This is a genomic window from Saccharothrix lopnurensis (genome assembly GCF_042658445.1).
GTDB classification, from domain to species: Bacteria; Actinomycetota; Actinomycetes; order Mycobacteriales; family Pseudonocardiaceae; genus Actinosynnema; species Actinosynnema lopnurensis.
This window is the reverse complement of sequence record NZ_JBHSQO010000021.1, coordinates 1-17,399: the sequence shown is the minus strand read 5'-3', so window position 1 is coordinate 17,399 and position 17,399 is coordinate 1. Positions and strand designations below refer to the sequence as shown.

The window sequence follows — 17,399 nt, the reverse complement described above, 5'->3', positions numbered from 1 at the left end:
GCCCGTGGACGACTCCTCGACGCCCCGTGCCGAACCGCGCGCCGCCTCGGCGACGGAACGCCAGTTCTGGTTCGCCGAGCGCATCGCCCCCGGCGCACCCGCCTGGAGGGTGCTCAGCACCGTGCGCGTCGAAGGCACCCCGGACCCGACGGCACTCGCCGCGGCAGCGGCACGGGTGGTCGCCCGCCACCCCGTGCTGAGGTCGGTCTTCAGGCCCGAGGCGGGGGAACTGCGGTGCACGACCGTGCCGCCCGTCGCACCGCCACTGCTGGAACTCCCCCCGGGCACCAATTTCGACGCGGCCGCCCACGAGCTGGCCCGGACCGGGCTCCTCGATCCCGCCACCGGGCGCCACGTGGTCCTCGCGCTCGCCGAGGACGCGCAGGACGCCCCCGGCGCCACCCTGTACGTCCTCACGCACCACCTCGTGTACGACGGGCTGTCCCACGAGGTGTTCACCGGCGACCTCGCGCGGGCCTACGCCCGCGTCGTCGCCGGGGAACCCGAGCCGCCGCCCGCCCACCCGGCCCCACGACCTCCGGCCCCACGACCTCCGGCCGCCGAACGCCGGGCCGAACTCGCCGCCCACTGGCGGACCGCGCTCGACGGCGTGCCCGACCTGCCGGGGGACCGCGACGGCCCGACCCAGCGCGAACTCGCCCAGGCCGAGCTGCGCTGCCACGCCGTCCGATTCCCCGACGGGGCGGGCGCGGCGGCGCGCGAAACGGGCCGGCGCCTCGCCTGCCCCCCGTTCGCCGTGCTGCTCACCGCGTACGCCCAGGCCCTGCACGACCTGTGCGGGGCCGAGGACTTCTGCGTCGGGACCCCGGTGTCCACCCGGACCCCCGACCTCGCGGACGTCATCGGCTGCCTGCTGACCACGCTGCCGGTGCGCGTGCGGCGGCCCGCCGGGCCTGCCGCCTGCGAGCGCACTTGGAGGACCGTCACCGACGCCCTGTCCCACATGGACCTGCCGCAGGACGACGTGATCCGCGCGGTGCGCACCCGTCCGGGGCGCCGGATGCCGCTGTACCAGGCCCTGTTCGCGTACGAGAGCTGGCAGCGCCCCGTCCACGCCGCCGGAGGGGTCCTCATGCACACCGAACCCGTGGTGCCGCTCGGCGGGCAGGCCGAGGTCCTGTTCCAGCTGAACGAGCTGCCCGGCCACCGTCTCGCGGGAATGCTGCAAGCCCCGGCCAACAGCCCCTGGGCAGGGCGTTTGGCCGGGCTGTCGGCTGCCGTCCGGCACCGGCTCGCCCTGCTGACCGGAGCGGAGGAGCGGCACACCGCCGCGGCCCCTCCCGGACCGTTCCAGCCCGCACCCACGACGACCAGCGAGGAGAGCGTCCGATGACACGAGTGATGTGCCTGCCGTACGCCGGAGCGGGTGCGGGTGTCTACCGCCCTTGGAAGACCCTGAGCACCGGCCGGGCGCGCGCCACACCCGTCCAGCTCCCAGGACGGGAGGAGGAGTTCTCCCGCCCCTGCTACGCCTCCTTCCACGAGTGCGTCACCGACCTCTCCCGCCGCGTCACGGAAGCCGCCGCCGGGGAACCCTTCGCGATCTTCGGCCACAGCTTCGGCGGGCTGCTCGCCTTCGAGACCGCCCGCCACCTGCACGAGACCGGGGGGCCGCTGCCCGAGCGGCTGATCGTCAGCGGCACGCGCAGCCCTCGCCACCGCGGTTACACCGGCCTCAGCCCCGACGACGACGAGGCCGTCAGGTCGTTGAAGCAGGACAGCCTGCGCGGCTTCGAGGCACTGGACCACCCCGAACTGCGGGCCCTGCTGCTGCCCGTGCTGCGCTCCGACGCACGGCTCCTCCAGCAGTACAGCGACTACCGGCCCCAGGTGCTCGATCCCCTGCCCGTCCCGCTCACCGCGGTGCGCGGCGCGTCGGACACGGTGGCCACCGCGGCAGGGGTCGCCGATTGGAAGACCTTCACCACCAAGGACTACGTCGAGGTGGAGATGCCCGGCGGACACCTCTACCTGCTGGACTTCATGCCGGAACTGTGGCGCGTCATCGAGGAGCAGCTGTGACAGTGGCCGACCTCCCCCCGAATCCGTACGGGGTGGAGTACGGGCAGGCCGGCCTCACCCACGTGGGGCTGGGCGAACTGCACCGCGAGGACCCCGAACTCGCGGGCCTGCTCGACGCGGAGGTCCGGCACCAGGACACCACCCTGGCAATGATCGCGTCCGCCAGCATCGCCGCGCCCTCCGTCCTCGCCGCGAGCGGATCCGCGCTGTCGAACGTCACCGCCGAGGGCTACCCCGGCGCCCGCTACCACCCCGGCACGGGCAACTTCGACGAGGTCGAACGGCTCGCCGTGCGGCGCGCCAAGGTCCTGTTCGGGGCGCGCTACGCCAACGTCCAGCCGCACTCGTGCTCCTCCGCCAACCTCGCCGTGCTGGCCGCCCTCGTGCCGCCTGGCGGTACCCTGCTCGGTCTCGACCTGGACGCCGGCGGCCACCTCACGCACGGTTCTCCGGCTTCGGTCACCGGACGGCACTACCGGGCCGTGCGCTACGGCCTCGACGCGAGCGGTCGGATCGACTACCGCCAGGTCGCCGAACTCGCCGCCGAACACCGCCCCACCGTGCTGATCGCCGGTGCCAGCGCCTACTCCCGGACCCTCGACTTCGCCCGCTTCCGGGAGATCGCCGACTCGGTCGGCGCCTACCTCCTGGCCGACATCTCGCACATTTCGGGCCTGGTCGCCGCCAACGAGCACCCCAGCCCCATCGACCACGCGCACATCACCACGACCAGCACCTACAAGCAACTCGGCGGACCGCGGGGCGGGCTCATCCTCAGCGGTCGCGACCACCAGGCCCCCGGTCCCGACGGGCGCACGCCGCTGGACCGGCTGATGCAACGGGCCGTCTTCCCGCAGAACCAGGGCACCCCCGCCCCCGCGTCGATCGCCGCCAAGGCGCGCGCTTTGGCACTCGCCGCCGAGCCCCTGTTCGCCCGTACCGCGAGACTCACCGTCTCCGGGGCCCGCGCGCTCGCCGCGGAACTGGTACGCCTGGGCCACGAGGTGCTCACCGGCGGGACCGACAACCACATGGCCCTGATCGACCTCCGCGACAGCCGGCTCACCGGTGTCATCGCGGAACGGGCGCTGGAGGAGTGCGGAATCCTCGTCAACCGCAACCGCGTCCCGGGTGACGCCCGGCCTCCCCTGATCACCAGCGGCATCCGGCTGGGCTGCAACATCCTCGCCCAGCGCGGCATGGGCCCGGAGCACGTGCGCGAGTGCGCGGGACTGGTGCACGCCGCCTTGACCGCGACCACCCCGCTGAGCGACACCGAGTACCGCGTCGACCCCCACCAGCGCATTCGCCTGCGCGAGCACGTCAGGGCGCTGTGCGCCCGCCACCCCCTGCCGCATTCGACCGCCCTGGCCGAAGCCCACGGCGTCCTCCGGACAGGAGCATCCCGGTGAGCCCCGACACCACCAGAGCCCCGGCGACCTGGCCGGCCGTGCTCGTCCGCGCCGACCGACCACGTCGTGCCGGTGCCGCCCCCCGGGCAACCGGTCTGGTCCGGGACGGCCTGGCCGGTGTCGCGCAAGAGGACGGGGCGGCAGCCCACGAGCGGCTCACGGCGTGCTTCGCGGCACTGCTGCACCGTCTCACCGGCCAGGGCCTGATCGCCCTCGCCACCCCAGGTGGCGTCATCGGGTACACCGTCGACCCGGACTCCACCGCAGCGGACCTGGTGGCCCGCAGCACCCTCGTGGCGCCCGCCGCCGACCTCGGCACGCCGGTGGTGGCGGTCGCCCACGGCACCCGGCCGCAGGGCGCCCCGCCGTTCGAGTGGCACCTCACCCTGGACCGGCGGGACGACACCTGGACCGCCGAACTGCGCTACGACGAGCGGCTGTTCACGGCGGACACCGCCCGTCGCGTCCTGTCCCACCTGCGCACCCTCACCGCGGGCGCCACCCGCGCTCCGCGCACACCGGTCTCCCGGCTGGCCCTGCTCACCGCCGAGGAGGCGCACCGCGTCCTGGTCGAGTGGAACGACACGGCGGTCGACCTGCCGCACGACACCTGCCTGCACACGGCGTTCGAGGAGAGGGCCGCGGCCGACCCCGGCGCACCCGCCGTCATCGACGGTGCGCGCACATGGACGTACGGGGAGGTCAACGCGGCCGCCAACCGGCTCGCACACCGGCTCCGGGAGGAGGGCACGGGGCCCGGCGCCCGGGTCGGGCTGTGCCTGGAGCGCTCCGCCACCCTGCTCGCCGCCGTGCTGGGCATCCTGAAGGCCGGTGGCGCCTACGTGCCCCTCGACCCGGACTACCCCGCCCGGCGGCTGCGCTCGATGCTGGACGGCACCTCCTGCGCGGTCGTGGTCACGGACCGGATCCGGGCTGCCGCGCTGCCCGCCCCGCCGACCGGCGCCGACCGGAAGACCGTCTTGGTCGAAGGGCTCCTCGACGGCACCGCGCTTGACCTCGCGGCGCGACCGGGAACCGACGCCGGCCGGATCGCGGGTCCCGACGACCTGTGCTACGTCATCCACACCTCCGGGTCGACAGGTCTGCCCAAACCCATCGCCCTGCGTCACCGCGGCGTGGTGAACAACCTGGCAGACCTCAACTCCCGCTTCGCCGTGGGCTCCTCGGACCGCGTCCTGGCCCTGTCCTCGCCGAGCTTCGACATGTCGGTCTACGAGTTCCTCGGGATCACCGCGGCCGGCGGCACCGTCGTGGTGCCCGAGGCGGACCGCGCCAAGGACGTGGCGCACTGGGCTCGTCTCGTCGCGCAGCACGACGTCACCGTCTGGAACTCCGCCCCGGCCCTCCTGGAACTGCTCGCGGAACACCTGGAGAACACCGGTGGCACGGCCCTGGGCCGGCTGCGGCTGGTCATGCTCGGAGGCGACTGGGTCCCCGTGTCCTTGCCCGAACGGGTGCGGGCGCTCGCCCCCCACGTCCACTTCGTGGCCCTCGGCGGTGCCACCGAGGCGTCGATCCACTCCACGATCCACGAAGTGACGGAAACCGACCCGACCTGGATCAGCATTCCCTACGGCCGCCCCATGGCCAACCAGCGCGTGTACGTCCTGGACGACGCGTTGCAGCCGGTCCCGCCCGGGGTCGTCGGCGAACTCCACCTGGCCGGGGTCGGTCTGGCCCGTGGCTACCTGGAACGCCCCGACCTCACCGCCGAACGCTTCCTGGACTGGTCCTGCGGTGTCGTGCGCGATCGCCTCTACCGAACCGGGGACCTCACCCGCTGGCGCCCGGACGGCGTCCTGGAACTCCTCGGCCGCAAGGACTTCCAGGTCAAGCTGCACGGCCTGCGCGTCGAACCGGGTGAGGTGGAAGCCGTGCTGCGCGCCCACCCCGACGTGAAGGACGCCGTCGTCACGTCCCGGGAGGATCCCCCCGGAACCCGGCGGCTGGTCGGCCACGTCGTCCCCCGCCCGGACCGGACCCCGCGCCCCGGGGAACTACGCGCACACCTGGCCAGGGTGCTGCCCTCCTTCATGGTTCCCGCAGCGGTCCTCGTCCTGGACGAGTTGCCCGTCAACGCCAACGGCAAGCTCGACCGCAAGGCCCTCACCGCCCTCTCGGCGGCACCCGGCACACCGGAGTCCGCGGCGGTGGCCTTCGAAGCGCCGGTCGGTGCCTGGGAAGAGCACATCGCCGCGGTTTGGCAGGACGTCCTGGACACCGGTCCGGTCGGCCGCGACGCCGACTTCTTCGCGCTCGGCGGCGACTCCATGTCCGCGGTGCGCTGCCTGGCCCGCATCGATGGCGACCTGAGCTGGCCCGAGCTGTTCCGCCACCCGACGGTCCGGCGGCTCGCCGCCCACGTCGCCGCCACCGGACGCCCGCCGCTGCCCGGCTGAGCGCCCCTGACCCCCGTACCTCATGCCATTCCGCCGAAGGAGCCTTGACCTCGCCGTTCTCCGCGGCCTCGGCCGCACAACGCCGCGGGACCTCCCGGAGTGGGGACCCAAGCCTCCTGGAAGGGACTCCGAATGCAGAAACCCGCGACCCCGGGGCAGCTCCGCTTCTTCGTGCTCGACGCGCAGCGGCCCCGGCCCGCCATCGTGCACCGCTTGGCCGTTTCCGGAGCGGTGGACATCGACCGGCTGCTGACCGCCGTGCGCGCTGTGCTGCGCGCCCAGTCGGCTTTGCGGGTCTCCCTCCGCACGGAGCCCGAGGGCCTCGTCCAGCGTGTCCACCCGGTGCCCGAGGTTCCGCTCGCCGTGCACCCCCTGCCGGAGGACGAGGAGTCGGCGCACCGGGTCCTCGATCACCACGTGTCCACGCTCGGCGCTCCCTTCGACCACTCCGGTGCACCGCTGTGCCGGATCGCGGTCCTGCACCGCGCCGACCGGGCGCACCTGCTGTTCGCCGTGCACCACGGCGTCTTCGACGACGGTTCCGCCGCCGCCCTGCTGTCCTCGCTGACGACCGCCCACGGGCTGGGGCCGGGCGAACTCGCCGACGCCGAGCCGCCCGAGGGCGTCCTGTCCGTCGAACGCCTCGACCTGCTGCGGCAGTTCTGGACAACCGCGTTCGAGGGGGCGCCGGAGGACTGCGCCCTGCCGCAGCTGACGCCCGGCGCGGACCGCGCCCGCGCGTCGCTCACCACGCGGCTGTCCGACGCCCTCGTGGACCGGATGTCCCGCCGCGCGGCGGAGACGGGGGCGAGCGCGTTCACCCAGGTGATGAGCGCCCTGGCCTGGGTCGCGGGGTGGTACGGGCGCACCGACGACATCGTCGTCGCCACGGTCAGCGGAGCCGAGCGGGACACCCGCGGCGTCTCGGTCGTCGGTTGTCTCCAGAACACCATCCCGATCCGCGTCGACCTGACCGGCGCCACCACGGAAGACCTGCTCGACCGCACCCTGGAAGCCCTTTTCGACGCGGTCGAGCACGCGGACCTGCCGATCGAGGACATCCTGGCCGTGACCGGCGCGCCGCGCCATCCCGACCGCAAGCCCTTCACCCAGCTGCTGTGCACCCAGGGCGCGCTGCACACCGAGACCATCGACGCGGCGGGTCTGCGGTGGCGGATGGAACCGCCCGAGTCCGACCAGGTCGAGTACGACTTGAGCGTCACCCTGCTGCACGCCCCCGATGGCGGGAAACACCTGGTCGTCGCCCATCCCCGTCCGGCCCTCGACGCCCGCACCGCGGAGCGCTTCCTGGACCACCTCGTCGCAGCCCTCGACGCGCTGACCGGTGCAGAGGCCCGGCTGCTGACCGCGCACGACCTCCTCGGCGCGCGGGAACGCGCCGAACTCGCGGCGCTGACGGGTCCTCCGGTCGCCACCGCGACCGTGCCGGTGCACCACCTCGTCCGGGCCAGGGCGGAGTCCGCCCCGGTGGCCACAGCCGTTCGCAGCGGCACCGGACACCTGGACTACGCCGCCGTGACCGGCCGCGCCCGAGCCCTCGCTGCCGCCCTCGTGGCAGCGGGCGTGCGCCCGGGGGACCGGGTCGGCATCCACCTGGACAGCTCACCGGACCTGGTCATCGCGATCCTGGCCACCTGGTGGGCGGGTGCCGCCTACGTGCCGCTGGACCCCGACCACCCGGCCGAACGGCTGCGCTACGTCCTGCGGGACGCCGAGCCCGCCGCGCTGATCGCCAGGGCTCCCCTGCTGCCCGGCCTGCGGACGCTGGCCCCGGACTCCTCCTCACCGGCGCCGGTGAAGTGGCCGGAGATCACCGCCGACGCCCCCGCATACGTCATGTACACCTCCGGGTCCACCGGCCGCCCCAAGGGCGCCGTCATCCGCCACGACAACCTGTGCGCCCTGTTCGCCGCCTTCGAAGCCGAGTTCCCCGGCGGCCCCGACGTGGTCCTGGCAGGCACCAGTTCCTCCTTCGACATCAGTCTCATCGAGCTGGTCTGGCCGCTGACCAGCGGTCGCACCGTGCACCTGACCAGCCACCGCACGGTGCTCCACGACGTACCGGACCCCGACGGCGCGTTCTACCAGTGCACCCCGTCCGCCGCCCGGCTGCACCTCGCCTCCGTGCGGGGGCGCGCGTTCCTCGCCCGGCTCGGCGGTCTCCTGGTCGGGGGCGAACCGCTCGCCGACGACCTCGCCGACGACCTCGCCGATCTCGTCCCCGGTCCGGTCCTGAACGGCTACGGACCCACAGAGGCCACCGTGTACACCACGCTGTGGCGGGTCGTCCCCGGCACACCGGTGCACATCGGCCTGCCGCTGCCGGGCGTGCGCTGTCACGTGGTGGACGCGAACGGCCGCGACCTGCCACCGGGGTGCCCCGGCGACCTGCTGATCTCCGGCACCGGCGTGGGTGACGGCTACTGGCGGCGTCCGGACCTGACCACCGAACGCTTCCCCGCGCTGCCCCGTGCCGATGGCGTCACCGGCTACCACAGCGGCGACGTCGTGTCCTTCACCCCCGGTGCCGGCCTCAAGTTCCTCCACCGGGCCGACGAACAGGTCAAGATCCTCGGGCAGCGCGTCGAAACCGGGGAGATCGAGACCACGGTGCGGCGGCGTCCCGGCGTCCGGGACGCCGCCGTCGCCCCGCTGCCGGACCACACCGGTGTCATCGCCTTCCTCGTGCGCGAGGACGATCCCGGAGCGGGCCCGTTGCCCCGCCCGCTGCCCGCCGCCGTCGCGGCGGAGCTGCGGCGCGGCACGGTGGACTGGCTCACCGGGGCCATGCTGCCCACCGAGTGGCACGGCGTGGCCGACCTGCCCCGCTCGCCCAACGGCAAGCTCGACCGGCGGGTCCTCGCCGGCTGGGCTGCCGCGCGTGCCGAGGTGGTGGAGTCCGCCGCCTCCGCACTGCCCGGGACGGCCGCTGCCGCGGTCCTCCAGGTCTGGGACCGGGTCCTGGGCGAACCGGTCACCGACACCGGAGCCACCTTCTTCGAACTCGGCGGCACGTCCTCGGGGATGCTCCAGGTGTTGGCCCTGCTGCGGTCCCGCTACCCCTCACTGCACGCGGCAGACCTGTTCCGGTACACCAGGGTGCGGGCGTTGGCCGGGTTCCTGGACGGTCTCGACGACGCTCGCCCCGACGGTGCCGGGGCTCCCACCGGTGGAGGACGGAGCCCGGCACCGGCCGACGCGCCGACCGGCTCGCAGCGCGGTGCGCGCCGCGCCCGGGCCCTGAACGGCTGGGCCGGCCGGTCCCGTCGTTGACCACCCGACGGCTCCCCGTGCCGCAGTGCTCGGGGCGCCGCGGTCCCCTCCTCCCGCACCTCCCTGGAGTCACGATGACGATGGCCGTGATGTGCCTGCCCTACGCCGGAGGCGGGGCCGGGGTCTTCAGGCCGTGGCAGAACCAGCCCGGTCTGCCGTTCCGGATCGTTCCGGTCCAGCTGCCGGGACGGGACGAGTGGTTCGTCCAGGAAGCCTGCACGACCATGGCGGAGGCCGCCCGCGTCTGCGTCGACCAGATCCGGGAAGCGGCGGGAACCGGTCCGTTCGCCGTGTTCGGGCACAGCTTCGGCGCGCTGCTCGCGTACGAGGCGGTCCGGCTGCTCGCCGCCGACGGAGCGCGGCTGCCCGAGCGCCTGGTGGTCAGCGGGGCGGCGGCGCCCGGCGTGGCCCGCCCCCGGATGGACGGCGCCCTGCTCGACGACGACGCGTTCGTCACCCGGTTGCGCGGCCTCGTGGGTTACGACCACGAGGCGTGGCACGAACCGGAGTTGCGGGAACTGCTGCTCCCGGCGCTCCGGGCCGACCTGGAGATCCAGGACGGCTACACCCCTTCGTCCGGCGGCCCGCTGACCGTGCCGGTGAGCGTCCTGCGCGGCACCGAGGACGAGCTGGTGCCGTACGAGGACGCGGCTCGCTGGGCTGAGCACACATCCTCCGAGACCACCATGGTGGACGTGCCGGGCGGGCACATGTACTTCACCCACGACTGGCCGCTGTTCTGGAAGACGCTCGGCGCGCTGGTGAAGGCCCCCGGGTGAAGGTCCGCGGCAGGGGAAGGGCCGGCGGTCCCGGGAACCCGCCGGCCCTTCCCCCTCATGCCCCGATCAGTCCTGGGGCGCGGCCAGCTGCTGCGCCAGCACCAAGCGGTCCAGCTTGCCGTTGGAGTTCATCGGCAGCTCGGCCCGATGGGTGAACCGGAGCGGCACCATGTAGCGCGGCAGGCGTTCGGAGAGCGCCTTTCGCAGCTGCGCCGCGGGCCGGGTGATCCCGGTGTACACCGCCTCCAACCGCGTCTGCCCGTTCCCGTCGCGGAGGGCCACCACCGCGACCTGACCGATACCGCCCTGCTCACGCAGCACCGCCTCGACCTCGCCGATCTCCACCCGCTGGCCCATGATCTTGACCTGCTGGTCGAGCCGCCCCAGGTGCACCAGGAGCCCGTCGTCCAGGACCCGCACCAGGTCTCCGGTGCGGTACCAGTGCTCCTCGTCCGGGGCATACCGCCCGGTGGTCTTCACGGGACGCCCCGAGGCATCCAGGAACCGTCCCCGGTTGTCGTCCTCGTCGAGGTATCCGGCGAACCGCTGCACGCCGCGCAGGAGCAACTCGCCCAGGTCGGAAGGTCTGCCCTGATCATCCACGACCCGATGGTCGAGATGGGGGTAGACCCGGCCGATGGGCAGGGTGCCGTTGGCCGTGCGCGGCCAGTCCTCCACCCGCTCCGGCAGCCGGTACTGCGTCGAGAGGATGGTCAGCTCGGTCGGCCCGTACACGTTCTCCACAACGCTCTGCGGCGCGGCCGTGCGCCATGCCCCGGCCTGCTGCACCGTCAGCTGCTCGCCCCCGAACAGGCTCCAGCGCAACGACGGCATCGAGCCGGGGCCGAGACCTCCGGTCAGGTCCGCCATCGTGATCACGGACGGCACCGAGAACCAGTGCGTGATCCCCTCACGGGCCACGAACCGGGCCGGTTTGGGCAGTTCACCCCGGCGTGGGACGACCAGGGTGGCGCCCGAGCCCCAGGCGCCGAACATCTCGAGGACGGACGCGTCGAACGCCAGGCCGCTGTTCTGGGCCATCCGGCAGCCGGGTCCGAGCGCGTAGCGGTCGACGACGTACCGCAGGAAGGCGTCGATGCTGCGGTGCGCAACCGGTACGCCCTTGGGAGTGCCGGTGGATCCCGAGGTGAACAGCACGTACGCGGCATCCCCCGCGGGTGCTTCGGCCCGGGGTGGTGCCTCCCCCACCGCTTCGCCTTGGCGCAGCCGCGCCAGGAGGTCCGCGGACAGGCGGAGGACCGGTACGTCCGGGACCTCCGGTGCCGGGGCGTGGTCGACCAGGCGCAGGTCCAGACCGGAGGTCCGCGCGATGTGGGTCAGCCGTGCCGCGGGGAAGGACGAGTTGAGCGGGACCACGGCCGAGCCCAGGCGCAGCACCGCCAAGCAAGCCGCGTAGGTCGACGTGCCCGGCGTCGTCGTCAGGCCCACCCGACGTGGAGCACGACCGCCGCACGCGGTCAGGATCTCCCCGGCCAGCGCCACGGCCAGGCCGTCCAGTTCACGATAGGTCAGCCGTTCCCCACCGACCTCCAGGGCGACGAGCCCGCCGTGCTCCCGTGCCGATGCGGCGAACCAGTCGTACAGGTCGCGCGGCGCGCCGGATTCCTGTCCGGTCATCAGTCGCCCGCCTCGGCCCGCCACGCGTGAAGTACTCCACGCTCCTTCACCGGGTCGATCCCGAGCACGGCGTCGCCCTGCCGGTAGGGGGTCTGGGACGGACCACGCTCACGCAACCACTCCCAGGTGTCCGCGACCGTCCGGGCCGGCGGGCGGCAGCGCAGCCCAGCGGCGACGGCCTTCGCCGGGGACGCCGCCCAGGCACCTGCCGTGGCGGGCTTCTCCAGCGCCCAGAACGGCATCTCGGTCCAAGGCTCCACGCCTTGGTCCACGAGGAAGTCCTCGGCGACCCACACCGGTTGTGCCCCGGCTCCGGTCACCCGCGCGCACAGGTCCAGCAGTTCACCGAAGGTCGTGGTGTCGTTGGGGCCGGTGACCACGTGACGCCCCGCGACGCCCCTCTCCAGCAGGTCGAGACCGAATGCCGCGACATCCCGGGCGTCGATGAGCTGGACCGGCTGCCCGGCACGGCCCGGCGCAACGACCTCGCCGCCCCGGGCCATGCGCTCCAGCCACCACAGCAGCCGTCCGGGAGTCTCCCGGGGACCGGTGATCAGTCCGGGGTTGAGCACGCAGGTGTCACCCTCGAAGTACTTCTCGACAGCCCGCTCGCACCCTGCCTTGAGCACATTGCCGGACACCTCGTCAACGGCAGCGTCCGGCGGGCAGGGGTGGCGCGCCGACTGCTCGTCGACGGGTCCGGCAGGCCAGTCGGCATAGGCGTGGACGGACGACACGAACAGGTACGTTCCCGCCCTGCCGCTGAGGGCTCGGGCCGACTGCCCGACGGTGCGGGGCTGGAAACCACTGGTGTCGATCACCGCGTCCCACGGTCCCTCAGCGGCGAGGGCATCCAGGTCGAGTGGATCCTCCCGGTCACCCCGAAGGTTCTTCGCTCCCCGTGTGCCGGGTCCGGATCTTCCTCGGTTGAACAAGGTCAAGGAATGTCCACGATCGATTGCCTCCCGCGCGAAAAACCACCCGAGGAATACCGAGCCCCCAATGATGAGAACATCCACCTCCCCATGGTCACATAACCACGACCACTTGACAAGGACTCGGAATCCAGGTTACTGCACACAGCCGATCGCAAGCGAATGCAGATCTTGAAAACCAGCATTACCGCGGTTCAGGCCCGAGGTCCCGGTCCGGCGTGGACGAAGAAGGCTTCGACCAGCTCAAGCCAGCACCGGATGCGCTTGAGCCGGGTCTTGGCGGGATTCAGCCCGAGGGCGTGGGCGGGCAACCGGATCACGTGCAGCCGGCCCAAGCCGCGACCAGCCTGCGGCGGACCACCGCGCCGACCCCATCGTCCACCTCATCCTCGAACAACAGGAACACATCATCGCCAAACGCATCCCCGGCTTGAAAACCTCGACCAATCACCACGTCACATGAAGATCCACGATCGCGATCCGAATACTGGCGACAACAGTGCATTTCATCAAACACCGAACCCATAGAGCGTTATTCGGAACCTCTGAGCTGACAGCGCACCAGCCCTGTCTGGGCAGGGTCGGTTTCCTCTGACGGAAACGACCACCACAGGACAGGGCTGTTGCGCTACCACTCTACGACCGGCCTGGACCACCACCAGATCAGGGAGCCGGTCCGCCGCATCGACCAACTCCGACCAACCGTGAAACCGCAGCTCGGACGGCCTCCCGTACTGGGACTGCACCGCTCGGTGCTGCTCACCCCTGATCCTGCTGCGTGCACCCGCGCCGACGCCACCGAACGGCTCGATCAACAGCACCGCGCACGCCGCCTCGGCCGTGCTAGGCAACCCCTGCACGGTCGTGCAGTCCAACGACTACGGCTCCAAGGACGACCCGACCCCCCTGGTCGGCGCACCGACGCCGGCGGCACGCCCGTCAACAGCGGCTTCGACCAGGTCTGCTCGTCGGCGCGTTTACCGACCCATCGCCACCGCCGCCACCACGGACCGCGACCTCGTTGCTGCGAACGGGTTGCCCGTCGACGGCGAACGTGACGTCGGGTGCTCGGCGAGCGACATCTTCCCGGGGGGGGCTCCTGCCGAGCCCGATGATCGAGGGGGAAATCGATGCACTCGGCCTCACGGCGCGGGCGATTACGCACGCGCGCGGTCACCGTCGTCACCGCGGTTCTCGTCCTGGCGGGGTTGTCGCCCGGCGTGGCGTGGGCGGCACCGCCGTCGAACGACGACTTCGACGACGCGACCGCGATCAGCGCCCTGCCCTTCACGATCGACATGGACCTGTCCGAGGCAACGGCGGCCGCGGACGATCCACAGGTGTGCACGACGGAGTCGCTGCCCACGGTGTGGTTCGACTACACGCCCGTCGCCGACGGCTTCCTGGCTGTCGACCTGGACGAGACCGGTTATGCCCACATCGCGGTCTTCACCGGTGTGCGTGGCGCACTGCGGGTCGTGCCGGAGAGCTGCCACGTCAGCTGGGACACGCCGGATGTCCTGCCCGTCACGGCGGGCACGACCTACCACGTCCAGGTAGCCATCGACTGGCCGGAGTACCCGGTCAGGCTCACCGTCGAGGACGTGTTCCCGCCGTCCGGCGACGACTTCGCCGACGCCGTCCCCATCACCACCGTGCCCGCGACGATCGAGGCCCGATTAGCGGCGGCGACGGTGGAACAGGGCGAGCCTTCGCCGTCCTGCGCCCCGTACGGGGCCGGGAGCCCGTCGGCCTGGTTCGCGCTCACCGCGCCGCGGACGGAGTCCGTCGTCCTGCGCCAGACCAGCGATGACCACGAGGCGAAGGTCGCCGTCTACACCGGGACCTCCTTGACCGACCTCACCGAGGTCATGTGCGGGAGCTGGCACGCCGGCGTCGTGCCGGTCGCCGGCGGGCGGACGTACTGGATCCAGCTGGTCCACCATCGCCCGGAGGCGCTGCCCACCACGTTCACACTGGCCGAGGCGCCGCCGCTGAACGTCGACATGGCCTGGTCGTCGGCCGACCCGTCGATCTTGGACAGCGTCACGTTCACCGGTCAGGTCTGGGACGAGGCGGGTCAGCCGATCACGCGTTTCGACTGGGACTTCGGCGACGGCACGACGGCGTCCGGCTACGAGGCCGGGCACCGGTACGTCGCCGACGGCGATTACCCCGTCCGCCTGACCGCCACCTCCGCCGACGGACGCACCGGCACGTCGACCCGGACGGTCGCCGTGCGCACCCACGACGTGCGGATCCTGTCCTTCACCACGCCGGCCAGGGGACGACCGGACCAGACCAGGCCGATTGAGGTCGTGATCGGGAACCAGCTGCTGCCCGAGGACGTGGTGGTCACCCTGTACAAGAGCGCCCCCGGCGGTTACCAGGAGGTCGGCCGCGCGACCCAGTACGTGCCGGCGCACCCGAGCCGATCGGTGGCGTTCCCGTTCAACTACACGTTCACGCCGGCGGACGCGGCGGTCGGTCGTGTCGCGTTCCGGGCGGTCGTCACGTTGGCGGGCGGCAGCCGGGACGCGCGGCCCGTCGACAACGAGGCCATCGCGCCCGCGACCGTGGTCCGGTCGACGGCGAACGAGGTGATCTGATGTCACGACACGGACTGCGCATCGCGGTGTTCGCCGCCGCGCTGTCGCTGCTGCCGGTGGCCGGTGTGGCGCACGCCGAGCCGCCGTCGAACGACGATTTCGACCACGCCACGGTGATCACCGCCCTGCCGTTCGCCGGCGAGGTCGACCTGTCCGAGGCCACGAAGGCCCCGGACGACCCGAACTACTGCTCGCACCTCGAGTCCGCCTCCGTGTGGTACTCGTTCACCGCCGCCGAGGACGTGACGGTGACGCTGGACTTCGACGGCACGTACGTGGAGACGGCGTTCTACACCGGTGTTCGCGGCGACCTGGACCCGGTCACCGGGACGTGTGACAGCGGTTTCGAAGTCCGTGCGCTGGACGCTCGCGCGGAGGTCACCTACTACCTGAAAGTGACCGGATCCCGTTGGTACGGCCGCTTCCCGTTGACCGTGGAGCAGGTGCCCAGACCGGCCAACGACGACTTCGCCGACGCGGAGGTGATCGGCAACCTGCCGTTCGTCGGGAGGTCCGTGCTGGCGGCGGCAGGCACCCAGGCGGGTGAGCCTCGGGCGTCCTGCGACGCCAACCCGGGTTCGCCGTCGGTGTGGTACCGCTACACGCCCGTCGAGTCCCAGTCGTTGCTGCTCGCCGCTTCCACGCCCAGTGGTTACAACGCGGTCGCGGCGGCCTTCACCGGCGACTCGCTCGCCGACCTGACCGAGGTGTCGTGCATCGACAGCCACCGGACGTTGTTCCGCGCCGAGGCCGGTCAAACCCTGTACATCCTGCTCAACGCGCCCAGCACGGGCGGCGACGCGGTCAGCCTGGCACTGCGCGAGGCCCAGCCGCTGCAACCGCGCCTGGAGCACCACCCGACCGAGCCGTCGATGTTCGACGACATCAGGTTCATCGACCAGTCGTGGGACCCGGAAGGGGGCGGGAACAGCATCGTGCGGCTGGACTTCGGTGACGGAACGGCGGTGACACCGATCGGGGTGTCCTACGCCGACCACCGGTACGCCGCGGACGGTGACTACACCGCGAGGTTGACCATCAGCTCGTGGGGCGACCGCACCGCGACGACCGCGGAGGTGGTGCGGGTCCGAACCCACGACGTGGGGATCACCGGGTTCCGCGTCTCTTCGTCGGCCCGGGTCGGGACGACGAAGTCGCTGGAGGTGGCGGTGGCCAACACCCGCTACGACGAGTCGGTTGCCGTGACGCTCTACCGCGGCACGGCGGCGGGCTTCACCGCGATCGGCACGCTCACCAAACCGGTGCCCTCCCGGCCGTTCGGCACGGTGAAGTTCGCGTTCTCCCACACCTTCACCACAGCCGACCTGACCGAGGGAGCCGTGGTGTTCAAGGCAGTGGCCGAACCGGCGGGCGTGCGCGACGCATTGCCCGGCGACAACACGACGATCGCGCCGGCGACCCGAGTCCTGCCCTGACGATCGGGGACGGGGCCGCTCACCGGCCCCGTCCCCGGGTATCGGCACGTGGTCGAGACCCTGTGCCACTCGAAAGTCATCGTCGCTGGTAGGCGAGAGTGCCACCGTCTTGGGAGTATGGCCGGGTGATCGTGTCCTTGCTGTACAAGGTGACCCGGAGGTTGCTGTCCGTCCCGGCGGTGTTGCTGCGCAGCCAAGCGGTGAAGAACGCCGACTGCTCGTGCTGCGCCACGAGAACGTCGTACTCCGACGGCAACTCGCAGGTCTGGTCCGCTATGAACCCGCCGATCGGCTCTGGTTCGCAGCCCTGTCCGGCTTGGTGGATCGTCGACGTTCTCAGAGACCTTTCCGGTCACCCCGGGCACTCTGCTCGCCTGGCACCGCAAACTCATAGCCTGCAAGTGGGACTACTCCGCCCGTCGACACACCGGACGCCACCAACCCGAGCGGTCGTCAAGTGGTCAGAGTTCTCGCCGAAAGTACCACGGCTGTAGCCACAACAGCTGCATCTCGACGCTACTTGATCGACAGCACGAAGCTACGGCGGTTCAACTCACAGGTCAGAACTGCGGGACTGGCTTCTGACACCCCCACAGACACCGGCTCGGCGGTCTAAAGCCAACTGACCCGGCCTCTAATATTACCGGGGCAGTAAATTCGATGGTCACGACGCCTCATATGCCGTCGCTGGCGGAGCGGACAATATGGTCCGCCGGGGCCGACCGTCTGGTTGCGCAGAACGATTTGGACCCGGCCCTCTAAGTAGCCGTTTCCGAGCTACTGGTGTTGGGTGAGTCGGCGGCTGGTGATGCGGATCATGGACCAGCGGACCA

At 71.9% G+C, this 17,399-nt stretch carries 12 protein-coding genes; 8 read left to right on the top strand and 4 right to left on the bottom strand.

Features of this window, described 5'->3' with window-relative positions; translation table 11 throughout:
* Positions 1-4 precede the first annotated feature (4 nt).
* The 6 genes from ACFP3R_RS20930 (at position 5) to ACFP3R_RS20905 (ending at position 9,948) form a co-directional block, all read left to right on the top strand.
* Positions 5-1,354 (top strand): condensation domain-containing protein, encoded by a 1,350-nt coding sequence (locus ACFP3R_RS20930; protein ID WP_380638042.1) that lies wholly within the window; start codon positions 5-7, stop codon positions 1,352-1,354.
* Positions 1,351-2,043, top strand: coding sequence for a thioesterase II family protein (locus ACFP3R_RS20925; protein WP_380638041.1), 693 nt, complete (start codon positions 1,351-1,353; stop codon positions 2,041-2,043). The genes ACFP3R_RS20930 and ACFP3R_RS20925 overlap by 4 nt, the downstream gene beginning before the upstream one ends.
* A 2-nt stretch (positions 2,044-2,045) precedes the next feature.
* The gene (locus tag ACFP3R_RS20920; protein ID WP_380638040.1) at positions 2,046-3,455 is read left to right on the top strand and encodes a serine hydroxymethyltransferase; all 1,410 of its coding nucleotides are present in this window, start codon (positions 2,046-2,048) and stop codon (positions 3,453-3,455) included.
* A complete protein-coding gene (locus ACFP3R_RS20915; RefSeq protein WP_380638039.1) occupies positions 3,452-5,875 on the top strand; it encodes a non-ribosomal peptide synthetase in 2,424 nt (807 codons plus the stop codon). The genes ACFP3R_RS20920 and ACFP3R_RS20915 overlap by 4 nt, the downstream gene beginning before the upstream one ends.
* Before the next feature lie 132 nt (positions 5,876-6,007).
* Positions 6,008-9,169 (top strand): amino acid adenylation domain-containing protein, encoded by a 3,162-nt coding sequence (locus tag ACFP3R_RS20910; protein WP_380638038.1) that lies wholly within the window; start codon positions 6,008-6,010, stop codon positions 9,167-9,169.
* A 74-nt stretch (positions 9,170-9,243) separates the two neighbouring features.
* Positions 9,244-9,948 (top strand): thioesterase II family protein, encoded by a 705-nt coding sequence (locus ACFP3R_RS20905; protein WP_380638037.1) that lies wholly within the window; start codon positions 9,244-9,246, stop codon positions 9,946-9,948.
* A 66-nt stretch (positions 9,949-10,014) separates the two neighbouring features.
* On the opposite strand, the gene ACFP3R_RS20900 is transcribed toward ACFP3R_RS20905, so the two are convergent.
* The 3 genes from ACFP3R_RS20900 to ACFP3R_RS20890 form a co-directional block, all read right to left on the bottom strand.
* Entirely contained in the window at positions 10,015-11,586 is a 1,572-nt protein-coding gene (locus tag ACFP3R_RS20900) for an amino acid adenylation domain-containing protein (RefSeq protein ID WP_380638036.1), read from the bottom strand.
* The gene (locus tag ACFP3R_RS20895) at positions 11,586-12,605 is read right to left on the bottom strand and encodes an NAD-dependent epimerase/dehydratase family protein (protein ID WP_380638035.1); all 1,020 of its coding nucleotides are present in this window, start codon (positions 12,603-12,605) and stop codon (positions 11,586-11,588) included. Before ACFP3R_RS20895 ends, ACFP3R_RS20900 begins: the two co-directional genes overlap by 1 nt.
* Positions 12,606-12,837: 232 nt before the next feature.
* Positions 12,838-13,047: a hypothetical protein gene (locus tag ACFP3R_RS20890; protein ID WP_380638034.1), complete on the bottom strand. Its 210-nt coding sequence runs from the start codon at positions 13,045-13,047 to the stop codon at positions 12,838-12,840.
* A gap of 604 nt (positions 13,048-13,651) precedes the next feature.
* Here ACFP3R_RS20890 and ACFP3R_RS20885 point away from each other — a divergent pair.
* A complete protein-coding gene (locus tag ACFP3R_RS20885; protein WP_380638033.1) occupies positions 13,652-15,130 on the top strand; it encodes a PKD domain-containing protein in 1,479 nt (492 codons plus the stop codon).
* Positions 15,130-16,566 (top strand): PKD domain-containing protein, encoded by a 1,437-nt coding sequence (locus ACFP3R_RS20880; protein ID WP_380638032.1) that lies wholly within the window; start codon positions 15,130-15,132, stop codon positions 16,564-16,566. The genes ACFP3R_RS20885 and ACFP3R_RS20880 overlap by 1 nt, the downstream gene beginning before the upstream one ends.
* Positions 16,567-16,642: 76 nt before the next feature.
* Here the strand turns inward: ACFP3R_RS20880 and ACFP3R_RS20875 are convergent, their stop codons facing one another.
* Positions 16,643-16,798 (bottom strand): hypothetical protein, encoded by a 156-nt coding sequence (locus tag ACFP3R_RS20875; RefSeq protein ID WP_380638031.1) that lies wholly within the window; start codon positions 16,796-16,798, stop codon positions 16,643-16,645.
* Positions 16,799-17,399 lie beyond the last annotated feature (601 nt).